A 14576-nucleotide genomic window follows, 5' to 3' on the forward strand; every position below is an offset into this window, starting at 1 on the left:
TTGGCAACTGACATTACCCCGCGCAGCGCGCAGCATAGGTCTCGATCAGCCGCCGCGCCGCCCGGTCCTGCGCATCCTCAGCCGGGGTGCCGTCCAGCGTCCAGACCTCCAGCGCCTCGACCAGCGGGCCGATCCCTTCACAGGGCTGCTCATAATAGAGTTCCATTTGCACCCGGTACTGCAGGATCGTGCGCCGCTGGGCCTGCGCGCGGGAGGAGACGGCGACCTCATCCGTCATCGCATAGGCCGCGCCCAGCTGTTTCCGCGCTGCCGCAAGGTCGAAGGCATCGCCCTCCGCCCCCAGGATACGGCCCTTGAACAGCGCAAGTTCAACCCGGTCGGATGCGCTGCGCGCGCTGCTTTCCAGCGTTTCCGCAATTTGCAAGGCATCCTTTGTCCGGCCCTGAAGCAACAGTTGATCGGCAAGGATCTGCGCCTCCGAGGGTTGAAAGAAACCCGGCTGCTGCTGCCAATATGCGAAAGTCTGACTGCCCAGCCGCTGCCGCAACCCTGCATTCGCCGCCTCGAAACTGCCGGCCCCCGAAATTCCATCTGCCTCGTTCAGCGCATAGGCCTTTTCGTTCAGCTTCTGGATTTCACGCAGATTGCTTTCGATTGCGCTGATCGTGACGCGGTCCTGCCCCTTAAAGCGCAGGTAGACTTCGTCGTAAAACGTGTAGCAGGCCAGCACGAAGGCCAGCGGCAGGCCGGAGAGTTTGACCCAATCCTGCCAGCTGTTGTCACTGTACCACCGTTTGTCGCGGCGGGCCTCATCTGCGGAACGCTCGAACGCGCTGAGCCGGGCGCGCAGCCGGTCGTTTTCTGCGCGCAGGTCATGATCCGGCACTGGCGCTTACCAATGTTCTGATTTTGCGTGCCCGCAACGGGCACAGTCAAATCCACCGGGAGGATCGACATAGCTGGGGCATCCGCAGCCCGATGCGGTGCATTTGCCGGTGCCCATTGTCGGTGCATCCTCGCCGGTGCCGCCTGTCCGTTTCAGCGGCAGTGTTTCGGCATCTGTCTCCAAGGTCCAATGTTTCATGAAAAACCCCCTGATTCCAATTCCGCGATGCTATCACAGGTTGGATTTTCGCCAAAGCGGGCAAGCAAGGCATGCCGGGTCAGCAAAGCACCCCTATGCCGGGCACCGCGATCACGCGGTTGTTTGACCACGGGTTACCCGTTGCACCGCACCCGCGCCTGCGATCATATGACCGCAACCAGGGAGGCCCGACATGGACAAGAAACTGCTGCTGATCATCCTTGACGGGGTGCCATACCGCAACTGGCGTCGCCTGTTCGGCAACCTCGAAGGCTGGGTGCAATCCGGCGATGCCCGCGTCTGGAAAATCCGGGCGGTGCTGCCCTCGATTTCGGCCTCCTGCTATGCCTCGATCCACACCGGCGTGGCGCCGGCCGCGCATGGTTGCACCGGGAACGGCAATGTCTTCCGGCTGGGGCATAAAGACGTGTTCAGCCAGGTCCGCGCAGGCGGCGGCGTGACGGGCGCTGTGGCGCATTCCTTCTGGTCGGAGTTCTTCAACCGCCACCCCTTCGACTATGTGCGTGACATCGAATACGACGAGCCCGACAGCGACACGATCAACCACGGGCGGTTCCACACGATGACCGGCTATGGGCAGGTCAACCAGATGACCCCCTCCGACGTGGATCTCTTTGCCACGCTCACCAATCTGTGCCTGCGGTTCGGGCTGAACTACGGCATGCTGCACACCTGTACCCTGGACAGCATGGGGCACCGGTTCTTCCACGATTGCCAGGAGATGGACCACGCCTGCGCCGTGATGGACGAGATGCTGGCCCCCTTCATCTCCAAATGGATGGCGGCAGGATATGAGATCATCGTGACCGCAGATCACGGTCAGGACGAGCGCGGCCACCACGGCGGGCGGGGCGAGCTGCAACAGGATGCGGCGCTTTATTATTTCGGCCCCGCCGAGGGCCCCCGCGCGGATACCGTGATCGACCAGTTGCAACTGGCCCCCACGATCCTGCACCGCCTCGGCGCGCCGGTCGCGGATACGATGAAGGCGGCGTCCTTTCTGAAGTGACACGCCGGGTCCGGGCGTTTTCAGAAACGCCGATCCGCTTTCTTCAAAGAAAGCGATGCCAAGGGCTCAACGCCACGCGCCTTGCCACCCCCGGAGTTTTCAAAAACTCCGGCCCGTTCTTTTCAAAAAGAACGGAATCCGAACACCTCACGTCTGCGCGTCTGCATAGGGCCAGTCGCCCCGTCCCAAAGCCGCGATCCCCTCCACCACCTTGTCAAAGAATGCCGCCGCACGGGAGGACATGGCGCGGGCGCGCAGGCAGCCATGTACCATGCCGGGCTCATTGAACCAGACCGCCTGCCCGCCAGCGCCGCGTATCGCGTCGCGATATGCCCCGCCGTCGCTGGCAAGCGGATCACATTCCGCCGTGATCAGCACGCTCGGCGGCAGGCCGGTGAAATCCGTGTCACTCAGCGGGGCAAATCGGGGATCATCTGCCGGCGGCTCCCCTTCCCCGACGCGGACCTTGAGGTAGAACGCCAGATCCGCAGCCGTAAGCTGTGGCGCATTTGCATGCTCCACATAAGACCCCTGCCCCCGGTCACCGCCCAAACCGGGATAGATCAGCAGCTGACCCCTGATCCGGCCCGGCAGCAACTGACGCGCCTGATGCGTCACCGCAGCGGCAAGGTTGCCGCCTGCGCTGTCGCCCGCCATGACCAAAGGACCGGGGTGAACCTTCGCGATGGCTTCGAATGCGGCACAGGCATCGTTGAAACAGCCCGGAAAGACCACCTCGGGCGCCAGCCCGTAATCGACCGAGATCACCCGGTATCCCGTACGGTCACAGATCGCGGCGCAGATGTCGTCGTGGCTGTCCAGCCCGCCCACAACAAAACCGCCACCGTGGTAATAGACCACCGTGACATCCGTCGCCGTCTTCTCGTAGATCCGGCAGGGCACCGCGCCATAGGGGATGTCCCGCACAACGATCCCTGCGGGCCGTCCCTGATCAAAGAGGCGGCACATCCGGTCATAGACCTGCCGCTGTTCCCCGGTCGTCATCTCGACGGCATCCGGCGGATAGGCGGCATCAAGCCGCGCGATATAGGCCCAGGTCTCGGCGTCGATCAGCTGGTCATAATCCGGGGCGTTCACGCCTCCTCCCATGGCCGGGTAAAGCTGTCGAGCACGGCCCCGACGTCCTGCTGCGCGGCACCGTTCATGGAAATCCTGGCGACCAGGCCGCGTTTCTTGTCGTCGACCACATGATCCACCCGCGCGGCACTGCCCGCCGCCGTCAGCGCGGCATCATAGACACGGGTGATCGCATCCTTGCGCAGATCGGGTTTGAAAATCTTGCCCACCGCCGTTTTCGGCAGTTCCTTCATGATGGTGACATGTTTGGGCTGGGCCGCACGTTCGTGGACCTTCTCGCTGCAATAGACCAGCAATTCCTCTTCCGTGACCTCTGCCCCTTCGACCAGTTCCACATAGGCGCAGGGGATTTCACCCGCATGGGCATCCGGCTGTCCGATGGCCCCGGCAAAGGCGACGGCATCATGTCCCAGAAGCGCCTCTTCGATCTCGGCCGGGTCGATGTTGTGCCCGCCGCGAATGATCAGGTCCTTGGAGCGGCCGGTGATCCACAGGTAGCCGTCCGCATCCATCCGGCCCAGGTCACCGGTGCGCAGGAACTTGTCCTTGTAGTACAGATCCTTGTTCTTGTCCGCTTCGGTATAGGTATTGCCGACATAGACACCGGGGTTCGACACGCAGATTTCCCCCACCTCGTCGATGCCCAGTTCCTTGCCGTTGCTGACGATCTTGATCTCGGTATAGGGGAAGGGAATCCCGATCGAGCCCACCTTTTTCAGCCCGTCCACCGGGTTGCCCGAAATCAGGCAGGTTGCCTCGGTCATGCCGTAGCCTTCGACAATCGTCATGCCGGTTGTCTTCTCGAACCGGCGGAACAATTCCAGCGGCAGCGGGGCAGAGCCGGAGAACGCCGTCTTCACGCTGGAAATATCCGCATTGACCGGGCGCTGCATGGTGGCGGCAAGGGCCGTCGGAACAGAGACCACAAAGGTGACCTTCCAGCGTTCCACCAGCTTCCACAGGTTGTCGAACACGCCCTCGCCGCGATAGCCCTGCGGCGTCGGGAAAACGATATGCGCGCCCGACGACAACGCCCCCAGCAGCATCACCTGGCAGGCCATGACATGGAACAGCGGCAGCGGGCAGAGCATCACGTCTTCTGCGGTCAGCAGCAGTTCGGAGCCGATCCAGCCGTTGTAGATGGTGCCGGAATAGAGGTGCTGTGCGACTTTCGGCATGCCGGTGGTGCCGCCGGTATGGAAATAGAAGGCCACGCGGTCTTCCTGCACGTCCTCAAAGGTCAGCTCCTTGGGTTGCTTGCTGATTTCGGCGTTGAAGTTCAGGTACTTCGCCTGATTTCCCACCAGCCCCTTGGGCCGGATCAGCGGCACGATCCAGGATTTCGGCGGCGTCAGGTAGCGCACAAGGTCCACCTCAAGCACCGTATGAACGCCGGGGGCAAGCTTGACGGCTTCGGCTGTCTTTTCGGCCACGTCGGTCTTGGGGAAAGGCCGCAGGGTGACCACCACCGATGCCCCGGTCTCACGCAGGATCGAGCCGATCTGTTCGGCGTCCAGCAGCGGGTTGATGGGGTTGGCGATGCCCGCCACGCCGCCCCCCAGCAGGGTCAGAACGGTTTCATTGCAATTGGGCAGGACATAGGCCACGACATCCTTCGGGCCGATGCCCAGAGACCGGAACAGGTTGGCCGTCTGGCTGACCTTGTCCTTGAGCTGGGTCCAGGTAAAGGTCTCGGCCTTGTCCTTGGGGCCGGAAAAGATCTGGTAACTGATGGCCTTGTGGTTCGGAAACTTTGCCGTTGTCCGGCTGATCAGACCATAAAGCGTTTTTGGCAAATCACGCTCTGCCCAGGGCATTTCGCCTTCGATCTTCTTGCGGTCTTCGATACCACTGTATCCCATGAACAATCCTCCCCAAATGCCGGTTTCCGGCTGAATTTTTCCTGGGTCAAAGGATGCGATGAAACCGGGTAATTCGCAAGGCAATGTCCACCCGCACCACGGTCAAATGACGCAGCGGCAGGATTCCGGGCCGGAATTTCGCGCCCCTATTCGGCAGCGATGCCATCGGTGAATTGCAACCGTGCCAGCCGGGCATAGAGGCCCCCCCTGGCCACCAGGGCATCATGGGTGCCTGTCGCCACCACGCGCCCCGCTTCCAGAACGACAATGCGGTCCGCCTTTTTCACGGTCGCCAGACGGTGCGCCACGATCAATGTGGTACGGTCCCGGCTCAGGTGGTCCACCGCCTGTTGTACCGCACGCTCGCTTTCGGCATCCAATGCGCTGGTTGCCTCGTCCAGCAGCAGCACCGGCGCGTCGCGCAGGATCGCGCGGGCGATGGCAATGCGCTGCTTCTGCCCGCCGGACAGCATGACGCCACGCTCGCCCAGATAGCTGTCATAACCATCTGGCAGCGCCGCGATGAAATCATGCGCGGCAGCGGCCCTTGCGGCGGCCTCCACTTCCGCATCGCTGGCTTCGGGTCTGCCAAAGCGAATGTTTTCCGAGGCCGAGGCGGCAAAGATCACCGGGTCCTGCGGCACCAGCGCGATGGCCTTGCGGAAGGCATCCCGCGCCACTTCGCGCAGGTCCACCCCATCCAGCGTGATGCGGCCGGACGAAGGATCATAGAACCGCAGGATCAGCTGGATGATCGTGGTCTTTCCCGCTCCGGAGGGGCCGACGAAAGCCACCGTTTCGCCCGGCTGAATGTCCAGCGTCACCCCATCCAGCGCCGCAGTGCCGGGTCGCGCGGGGTATGAGAAATGCACATCCTCGAACAGGATCCGCCCGCGTACCGGGTCCGGCAAAACACCCGCTTCCACCGGGTCCTGCACGCTGTCCTCGGCTTGCAGCAGTTCGACAAGCCGTTCCGTCGCGCCCGCCGCGCGCTGCAACTCGCCCCAGATTTCCGACAGCGCCGCAACGCCGCCCGCAACCATCACCGCATAGATCACGAATTGCACCAGTGCGCCGGGGGTCATATTGCCCTCGCGCACATCATTGGCACCGATCCACAGCACCCCGACCACGCCGGAGAAAACCAGGAAAATCACGATCACCGTCATCGCGGCGCGGGTCTTGATCCGGCGGCGGGCGGCGTCGAACGACCCTTCGGTCATGCGGGCAAAGGCATCGCGCGTCACGGTTTCATGGGTAAAGGCCTGTACCGTCTGCACCGCGCCCAGGCTTTCTGAGGCATTGCCGGAAGACGCCGCGATCCAGTCCTGGTTCTCGCGGCTGATGACGCGCAACCGGCGGCCCAGCACCAGGATCGGGATGACCACCGCAGGCACGATCAGCAGCACCAGCCCGGTCAGCTTGGCCGAGGTCAGCAGCATCAGCGCAAGCCCCCCCGTGAAGATCAGGATGTTGCGCAGGGCGATGGAAACGGAGGAGCCGATGACGCTGAGGATCAGGGTGGTATCGGTGGTGATCCGGCTCAGCACCTCGCCGGTCATGATCCGTTCATAAAACGCAGGGCTCATGGAAATGACCCTGTCAAAGACCGCGCGCCGGATATCGGCAACCACACGTTCGCCCAGCCGCGTCACCAGCGCATAGCGCAGCCCGGTGCCGACAGCCAAGAGCGCCGCAATCCCCAGGGCAGCCAGAAAGTAACGGTCCAGCAGTTCGGTTTCGGCAGACCGGAAGTTGTCCACCACCCGGCGCACCGCCAGCGGCAGGGTCAGCGACACCATCGCCGTCAGCATCAGCGCCAGCACCGCCAGGGCCATCAGCCCGCGATAGGGCAGCATGAAAGGTAAAAGCGCCCGAAGCGCGCCGATCCGCCGCGACTTTTCACGTTCTTCGGTCTGGGTCGGTGCGGGAACGGGTGCGCGTGCCATGGTTCGTCCTTTTTAGTCGTGACGTGTCATGGCGCGGCAGCACGCAGGGGTCAAGCGCCACCGATGTCGCAGTTGAACTTTGGAAGGGCTGGAGCGGGCGGCGGGAATCGAACCCGCATCATCAGCTTGGAAGGCTGAGGTCTTACCATTACACAACGCCCGCGCAGGGATTGAGTTAAGTCATCCGATCCGGAGCGTCAAGAAGGGCAATGCCGGCTTTCGACCCGCAGGCAGATATATCCGCCCCGCGCGGCGCACCCCGTCCCGGTCAGCTTTCCGGGCCCTCGCTGAGGATACACAGCACATTTGCCTTTGGCGTGATGCCCAGCGCGCGCTTGCCCTCCGCCCCAAGGGCCAGCAGGGCGGCAATGCCCGCAGCCCCCGAAGGGGTCGAGGCCAGACCGGCGACCATCGCGGTTCCCGCGCCTACCTGCGCCTCCTGCTCGGTGATCAGCGCAAAGGCATCCGCATCGCGCGCCAGCCCCTTCAGGGCGATCAGCGAGGGGCTCTTGCAATCCAGCCTGCCCATGTTGCTGGCGGGCCCCGGGCTGGTCACCGCCCTGCCCGCCGCAACCGAGCCATAAAGCGCCCGGGCCACTGCCGGTTCGACCACGACGATCCGCGGGTCATCCCCCCAATGCGCCCGTGCACAGGCGGCACAGGCCCCCGCCAGCCCGCCGACCCCGGCCTGCAGAAAGATATGGCTGGGCACCCGGGGCATCTGGCGCACCGCCTCGGCCATCAGCGCGAGGTAACCTTCCATCACCGCCAGCGGATCTTCGGTATATCCCGCCCAGGCCGTATCCGACAAAAGATGCCAGCCTTTCGCCGCCGCCTCCTGCTCCGCTGCGGCCATGGCCTCCTCATAGGTCGCCCCCGCGCGGCGCACCTCGGCCCCTTGCGCTTTCAGCCGCCCGGCAAAGGCATCCGCCACCGTTTCGGCAATATAGATGACCGAAGATGCACCGAATGCCGCCGCACCCGCCGCCACCGACAATCCGTGATTGCCCGCACTTGCGGTGACATAGGTCCGGCCGCGCGCAGCCTTGCCGTGGCGGGCGATGACATGGGCGGCCCCCAGCGCCTTGAAGCTGCCAAGCCCCATGCGCCCGCGTTCATCCTTGACCCAGACCTGCGCCACACCCGCCTCCACCGCGATGGCCTCGGCCTCCACCAGCGGGGTTTCGGCGGCAACCGGACAGCGCGCCAGCAGCGCCTCTACCCCGGCCGCATCAGCAACGGGGAATGGGATGTCATCCAGAGCGGAAACAGCGACCGGGCGTGCAACGTTCAAAATATCCATAAAGCGTCCGACCTTATATCTGAATCATCCCGTGACACGCATGTCCCGGGAGCGCCGCAGGCGCGGCAGGGTATTCGTGTCTCAAGTTCAAGGTCGGGCGCCTGGGTTACCGGATACGGCGATGCAGGCCACGTCAGGTGCTGCCCGGCAACTGCATATGTCAATCACAGGGCGCACCGGCGGCCCCCCAGATCTCCACATCGGCGGCGATATTCTCGGGCGTGCCGTCAGGGGCAGAGCGGCCCGCGCCGGGGGCATAGCCCCAGGCCACGAAAGGCGAGCTTCGCAGGTGTTCGGCAAGCTCGGCAATATCGTCGCCGTCATTGGTCTCCGGATCGCGCATCTGCGCGCAGATCTCGGCGCTGGACCTGCCCAGCCAGGCCAGCTCGACCGGGGGCAGACGCCAGGCATCACTGATATGGGGCGGCGCATGGGGCACGGTATTGGCCCTGCCCGTGGTCACATGACAGGCCCGGCAGGGCGTGCTCAGCGCGCCGATCCGGGTCTCGTCCGCCAGAATCCCCATGCCGTGAACGGTATCTGCCCCATAGCCCAAACCGTTCCACATCGGTTGACCGCTTTCGCCCACATGGCAATTGGTGCAGCGCGGATGCGAGACCTTTTCAAAGATCCGGTCCCAGGCGGCAAGGCCCGCTTCCCGGCTCTCCGTGGTTTCCTGTGCGGCCAGCGGGGCTGCCAGCAACAGCGCTGCAATCAAGAGGCGCATCAGACAAAATCCACATGTTTGGCAAAGGGCAATTCGCGGATCCGCTTGCCGGTCGCGGCAAAGATCGCATTGCCCAGCGCGGGTGCGGCAGGTGGCACGCCCGGTTCACCGATGCCGCGGATCCTGTCGCCGTTTTCCAGACCGCGCACCATGATCTGAGGTGTCTGGTGCAGGCGCATCCCCTCGAACACATGGAAATTGTCCTGCTGGGCCACGCCCCCAGCATAGGTCAGCTCGCAGTTCATCGCATGGCCCAGCCCCCAGATCACCCCACCCGAAAGCTGCGCCTCGAAGTTCACCGGGTCCAGCACCCGGCCCACATCGGCGGCGACAAAAACCTTGTCGATGCGGATGCCGCGATCCGTCTCGGTGACTTCCACCACCTCGGCCACCGGCACCCCGAAGGACAGGGTAAAGGCGACCCCGCGCCCCCGCCCCGGGCCAAGGTCGCTGCCCCAGCCCGACATCTCGGCCACCGCTTCAAGCACCTTGCGCGAGGTGTCGTGCCAGCACAGGCGCAGCCGTTCCTCCAGCGGGTCGGCCCCGGCGGCGTGGCACAGCTCATCCAGAAAGCTCTCATGCAGGAAGCCATTGCCGGAGGCGCCGACGGACCGCCAGGAACTGACCGGCACCATCGGCGGCACCCGGTAGCCGGTGACCCGGTAATCCGGGATCGCATAGGGCTGGTCCCAGGCTCCGGCGACAATCGCCACATCCGGCCCGATGGCGGGCTGCCCCAGACGGCCCAGCGAGGAGGCGGTCACGGAAGGCGCCGCAATGCCCAGATCATAGGCTGCCACCTGACCGTCCGACACCGCCCCCCGCGCGCGGCTGATCGCCAGCGGACGGGGAAAATCATGGGTCATGTCCTCTTCCCGGCTCCAGACCATCTTGATCGGGGTATCGGGCATCTCCAGCGCAATCTCGACCGCCTGCCGGATGTAATCGTCTTCCAGCCGCCGCCCGAAGCTGCCGCCGGACATCAGCACATGCACATGGACGTTTTCAGCCTCAAGCCCGGCCACGGCAGCGGCCCCCTCCTGCACGAAACGCGGGATCTGGGTGCCGGTCCAGATGTCCAGCCGCCCCTCCGTCAGTTTCACGACCACGGACATCGGCTCCAGCGGGGCATGGGCCAGATAGGGGATGCGGTACTCGGCTTCTAGCACATCCGCCCCCTTGAGCGCCGCTTCCACATCGCCCTCGTCCTTGAACCGGCTGTCCTGCCGGTCCTCGATGAAAGAGGCGGCAACATCGGCAAACTGCGCGGCCGTATCGCCGATATAGGGCGCTTCGCCCCAGTCCGCCTTGACCGCATCCGCCGCCTGAAAGGCGCGCCAGGTGTTGTCCGCAACCACGGCAAAGCCCCCGGTGATCGGCATGATGGCCTGAACCCCCCGCATCACCTCTGCCTCGGTCGCATCATAGCCCAGAATGCCGCCCCCAAGCGCCGGGTTGGTGCGGGTGGTGGCATGCACCATGCCCTCCATCACCAGGTCGATGCCATAGATCTGCGTGCCGGTGGATTTGGCGATGATGTCGGTGCGCAGATGATCCCGCCCCAGCATCCGCCATTCCGACGGGTCGCGCAGGGTGACATCCTGCACCGGGTCAATCTCTGCCGCCGTGGCGGCCAGATCGGCATAGGCCAGCCGCATCCCGTCAGGCAGCACCACCGCGCCGCTTTCGGTGCGCAGCTGATCGCGGTCCAGGCCGGTTTGCTGCGCCGCCGCCGCCAGCAGCGTCGCGCGCGCGACCGCACCGGCATGGCGCAGACGGTCGTACATGTCCGGCACCGTCGAGGATCCGCCGGTGAGCTGCAGCCCCAGAAGCTTGCCCACCACATCCGCCGCCCCGCGCCCGGTGCGCGCCATCATGCTGTCGGATGTCGCGGCAATCGGCATGCCTTCCGCGGCCACAACCCCGTTGTAATAGGCGGCCGAGGGCATGCCCGGATCAATCCGCACATCCGCCAGTTCCACATCCAGCTCTTCCGCCAGCAGATGCGCCTGGATCGAATAGGCGCCCTGCCCCACATCGGCACGCGGGGTGATCAGCGTCACGCCCTGGGCATCCACCTTGACGTAGGGGTTGAAGGCCACCTCACCCGGTTTCAGCTCTGCCAGCAGCGGGTTCTTCACGTCCCGCTTGTACATGTAGGTGCCAAAGGCGACCCCGCCCAGCACCGCGACCGACCCCACCAGAAAGCTGCGGCGCGCGATGGTTTTCACCCGTCCCATGCTCAGACCCCCTGCAGCTTGGCGGCGGCGGTCTTCACGGCGGCGCGGATGCGCGGATAGGTCCCGCAGCGACAGAGGTTCCCGCTCATCGCCGCGTCGATCTGTTCGTCGGTCGGCTCCGGGTTGAGATCGAGAAAGGACGCCGCCTGCATGATCTGCCCCGACTGGCAGTAACCGCATTGGGCCACCTGATGGTCCACCCAGGCCTGCTGTACCGCATGCAGCGCCTGCGGGGTTCCAAGCCCCTCGATCGTGGTCACTTCGCCATCCACATCTGCCGCCGCCAGCTGACAGGACCGCACGGCGACCCCGTCCACATGCACGGTACAGGCCCCGCATTGCGCGATCCCGCAGCCATACTTCGGGCCGGTGATGCCCAACTCGTCACGCAATACCCACAAAAGCGGCATGTCGTCTTCGACCTCCACCTCGTGATCGGTTCCGTTGACGCGCAGTCGCATGGTCAGCCTCCAACTGGTCTTGTGGGGGAAGCTTAGCGCCAAAAACCGGCAGGTAAAGCAGGAGAAGACCGCCGGGCCATTGACCCGGCGGCAGCTTCAGACCGTCAGGAAATCCCCTTCAGCGCGTGGCTTCCAAAGCCTCAAGCGCAGCCAGTCTGCTGACCAATGTCCTGATCTCAGATTCCTGGCGCGCATTCTGCCGCGTCAGGGCCGCGATCTGGTCTTCCTGCTCCAGCGTGTACAGCGTCAGTTCCTCGATTTTCTTCAGATGCGCCATCTGCATCTCGGTCATGTCCACACCATTTGCCCTGATCTCAGCCTCCGAAGGGATGTCCGGCAAATGCCTGTTCGTGCCGATGAAATCCCTGACCTCGGCCAGCGACCGCAGGGGGTAATCCGCGCCAAAGACGTAATCGGGCACATTCAGCGTGGTGTTGTTCACCACCAGCCGTCCCGTCACCACAACCGCGTCAGGGGCAGAATTGATGCCCAGTTTCAGCAGATTGTTGTTGGCGGCATTGTCGATCTTCAGCGGCGTGTTGCCCCCCGCGATGCCGACGTTCAGACGACCTGAATCCTGCTGGTTGCGGAATTCCCATGTGCTGGGGGTGGTGCCGTTCTGCTTGAGGCGGAACGCGGAATCGGAGCCGCTACCCGCCGCTTCGAAAAGCGCGAAGGCATCCGTATTGGACGCATTGGACCGGATGTGCAGCAATTCCTCGGGCGCATCGGTGCCAAGACCCACAAATCCGGTTTCGTCGAGATGGAAAGACCCGGATGGCGCCGTCCGGTCAATGCGGAATGGGGTGGTCCCGGCGGTCAGATCGCTGACGCTGAAAGCGGTTTGCCCGACGATCCGCCAGGCCTGTGGCGGCAAAAGCCCATTGCCGGTCTGTTCCAGCCGCAAGCCGGGGCCGATGGCCCCGGAGGCATGCAGCCGGTCCTGCGGAAACATCGTGCCCAGCCCGATGCCGCCGCCATTGTCGATCCAAAACGCATTTTCCGGCGCGCCACCCTCAATGCTGAAGGGGATTGTGTCAGCACTCAGATCCTCGATCGAAAAGCGTTCGATCCCGCCATTGTAATCGTCGTTCGGCCTGATCCGCCAATCGCGCCCGGGGTAATGCCCAGTCCCTGCTACCGACTGGTTTACCATGTCAATCCAGGCCTGCTTTGGTGTGTCGATGGTAAGCGGCCTGTCATAACTGGTGGGCTCGTCCTCGCCGCATCTCAGCCCCAGACAAAGGTTGCCGATGCTGGCGCTGCCCGCAACCGTAAGGTCCGCTGTCTGTACGTCTCCGTCAGCGATACGGACACCGTTGTTGAAGATGTCCTGCGCCGAAGCGGTCAGTGCGGGGGTCAGCGACAAAGCGACAGTGATAAAAAGCCGGATCAACATGGGACAGTCTCCCGAAACGGAAATGGCGCAGGCAATGGCCGGGGTGCTGGCGCAAAATGACTTATGTTAAAATCCCGCCTCCCCTCAGACGGCTGGCAATAGTTAACAGGACGGGGGCCCGTCCTGTCAAACCTCATGGCGCGCCTATTGCGCCGCAAGCGCCTCCAGCGCCGCTTCCAACCGGGCGATACGGTCCTCCTGCATCGCAATGCGCGCGTCCTGGGTTGAAATGCGGTCCTCTTGTGCAAGCGTGTAAAGCGTCAGCTCCTCGATCTTTTTCAGGTGGAGCATCTGCATTTGGGTCATGTCGACACCGGTCGCAGCAATCTCAGCAGCCGATGGCACATCCGGCAGGTGGCTGTTGGCGTCGATAAACGCCTGCACTTCGGCCAGTGGGCGCAGAGGATAATCGGCGTCGAATACGTAATCCGGCACGTTCAGTTGCGTGTTGTTCACGACCAGCGTACCGGTGATGTTCACCTCGCCCGGAAGGCCGTTGCGCCCCAGCCGCAACAGGTTGTTGTTGGCGGCACTGTCGATCTTCAGCGGCGTATTGCCGCCCGCAATGCCGACGTTCAGACGGCCGGAATCCTGCTGGTTGCGGAATTCCCATGTGGTTGGGGTCACCCCGTTCTGGCGCAGGCGGAAAGCCGCGTCAGAGCCTGCGCCATTGGCATCGAACAATGCAAAGGCGTCGGTGTTGATGGCGTTGGAACGGATGTGCAACCGTTCCTCGGGCGAACCTGTGCCGAGGCCGATATTGCCATCTCTGTCGACCACCAGCGAGCTGACCGGCGCGCCGGCCCTGACGTGAAACGGTATCGTGCCGCCGGTGGTATCGCTCAGGAAAAAGGACGTTTCGTTTCCGCCCAAATCCCAAACCCGGGGCGCAAGGATCACAGAACCTTGTTCAAAACGCTGGATCGCCGTGTTCTGACTGAAAATGTGCAGTTCCTGTTGCGGCAGAGCGGTCCCGAAACCGATCCTTGGCTCGCCACCTACCGATGAGACGTAAAGACTGTTGGGATGAGTGTTGGCTTCGATCCGGAACGGCGTTGTGTTGTTGGTCTGGTCGCGAACGACGAAATTGTTCGACCCGTCAACATTGGTCTGCAGACTCCAGTCGGCAAACCCACCGGAGACGCTGGTGTCATCGAACAGGATCTCCGGTTGGGTGCTTTTGATCTTGATGTCTTCATTGTTGAAAACCTCACCATCCACGCATGAGACAGCGCCGACGCATAGATTGCGTTGGACGATCAGATCGTCGGCAATCACCTGATCGGCGCTGGCCGGACAGGCCATGAAAGCGAGGCCCAGAAAGGCCCCAAGACACGAGACGGATTGTGGTACGAATATCTTGATTGGCATCTGTCAGTCTTCCTGTGAAAATACGAAAGGCGTGGAATAGGGTTGTCCCAATCATCGGCCGGGACATACAGCGACCATGCCAACAGGCAAT

Annotated in this window: 12 protein-coding genes and 1 tRNA gene; 1 reads left to right on the forward strand and 12 read right to left on the reverse strand. The window is 63.5% G+C overall.

From position 1 onward, the window contains the following. Nucleotides 1-13 precede the first annotated feature (13 nt). On the reverse strand, nucleotides 14-847 hold the full coding sequence (locus ACWNZ3_RS13450; RefSeq protein ID WP_496900257.1) for a hypothetical protein: 834 nt from the start codon (nucleotides 845-847) through the stop codon (nucleotides 14-16). 6 nt (nucleotides 848-853) lie between these two features. Continuing rightward, a complete protein-coding gene (locus ACWNZ3_RS13455; protein WP_114275911.1) occupies nucleotides 854-1045 on the reverse strand; it encodes a hypothetical protein in 192 nt (63 codons plus the stop codon). A 193-nt stretch (nucleotides 1046-1238) separates the two neighbouring features. Between ACWNZ3_RS13455 and ACWNZ3_RS13460 the strand changes: the two genes are divergently transcribed. After that, nucleotides 1239-2075 (forward strand): alkaline phosphatase family protein, encoded by an 837-nt coding sequence (locus ACWNZ3_RS13460; protein ID WP_269366731.1) that lies wholly within the window; start codon nucleotides 1239-1241, stop codon nucleotides 2073-2075. A 147-nt stretch (nucleotides 2076-2222) separates the two neighbouring features. On the opposite strand, the gene ACWNZ3_RS13465 is transcribed toward ACWNZ3_RS13460, so the two are convergent. From ACWNZ3_RS13465 to ACWNZ3_RS13510, 10 genes are all read right to left on the reverse strand, one after another. After that, the gene (locus ACWNZ3_RS13465) at nucleotides 2223-3173 is read right to left on the reverse strand and encodes an alpha/beta hydrolase (RefSeq protein ID WP_496900258.1); all 951 of its coding nucleotides are present in this window, start codon (nucleotides 3171-3173) and stop codon (nucleotides 2223-2225) included. Then, nucleotides 3170-5035: an acyl-CoA synthetase gene (locus ACWNZ3_RS13470; protein WP_496900259.1), complete on the reverse strand. Its 1866-nt coding sequence runs from the start codon at nucleotides 5033-5035 to the stop codon at nucleotides 3170-3172. The genes ACWNZ3_RS13465 and ACWNZ3_RS13470 overlap by 4 nt, the downstream gene beginning before the upstream one ends. Before the next feature lie 146 nt (nucleotides 5036-5181). Next, nucleotides 5182-6984 carry an ABC transporter transmembrane domain-containing protein gene (locus ACWNZ3_RS13475; protein ID WP_496900260.1) on the reverse strand — a complete coding sequence of 601 codons (1803 nt, stop codon included), beginning with the start codon at nucleotides 6982-6984 and terminating at the stop codon, nucleotides 5182-5184. Nucleotides 6985-7073: 89 nt separating this feature from the next. Then, nucleotides 7074-7147: transfer RNA gene (locus ACWNZ3_RS13480), tRNA-Gly, on the reverse strand. A 105-nt stretch (nucleotides 7148-7252) separates the two neighbouring features. Then, nucleotides 7253-8287, reverse strand: coding sequence for a pyridoxal-phosphate dependent enzyme (locus ACWNZ3_RS13485; protein ID WP_496900261.1), 1035 nt, complete (start codon nucleotides 8285-8287; stop codon nucleotides 7253-7255). Nucleotides 8288-8447: 160 nt separating this feature from the next. Next, nucleotides 8448-9014, reverse strand: coding sequence for a hypothetical protein (locus tag ACWNZ3_RS13490; protein ID WP_496900262.1), 567 nt, complete (start codon nucleotides 9012-9014; stop codon nucleotides 8448-8450). Further along, nucleotides 9014-11254 carry a xanthine dehydrogenase family protein molybdopterin-binding subunit gene (locus ACWNZ3_RS13495; RefSeq protein ID WP_496900263.1) on the reverse strand — a complete coding sequence of 747 codons (2241 nt, stop codon included), beginning with the start codon at nucleotides 11252-11254 and terminating at the stop codon, nucleotides 9014-9016. Before ACWNZ3_RS13495 ends, ACWNZ3_RS13490 begins: the two co-directional genes overlap by 1 nt. A 2-nt stretch (nucleotides 11255-11256) precedes the next feature. Beyond that, nucleotides 11257-11715, reverse strand: coding sequence for a (2Fe-2S)-binding protein (locus ACWNZ3_RS13500; protein ID WP_114275919.1), 459 nt, complete (start codon nucleotides 11713-11715; stop codon nucleotides 11257-11259). A gap of 118 nt (nucleotides 11716-11833) precedes the next feature. Beyond that, nucleotides 11834-13114: a hypothetical protein gene (locus tag ACWNZ3_RS13505; protein WP_496900264.1), complete on the reverse strand. Its 1281-nt coding sequence runs from the start codon at nucleotides 13112-13114 to the stop codon at nucleotides 11834-11836. Nucleotides 13115-13258: 144 nt separating this feature from the next. Then, entirely contained in the window at nucleotides 13259-14485 is a 1227-nt protein-coding gene (locus tag ACWNZ3_RS13510; protein ID WP_496900265.1) for a hypothetical protein, read from the reverse strand. Between the last annotated feature and the right edge of the window lie 91 nt (nucleotides 14486-14576).

It is taken from the genome of Sulfitobacter sp. IGS-18 (genome assembly GCF_059628195.1).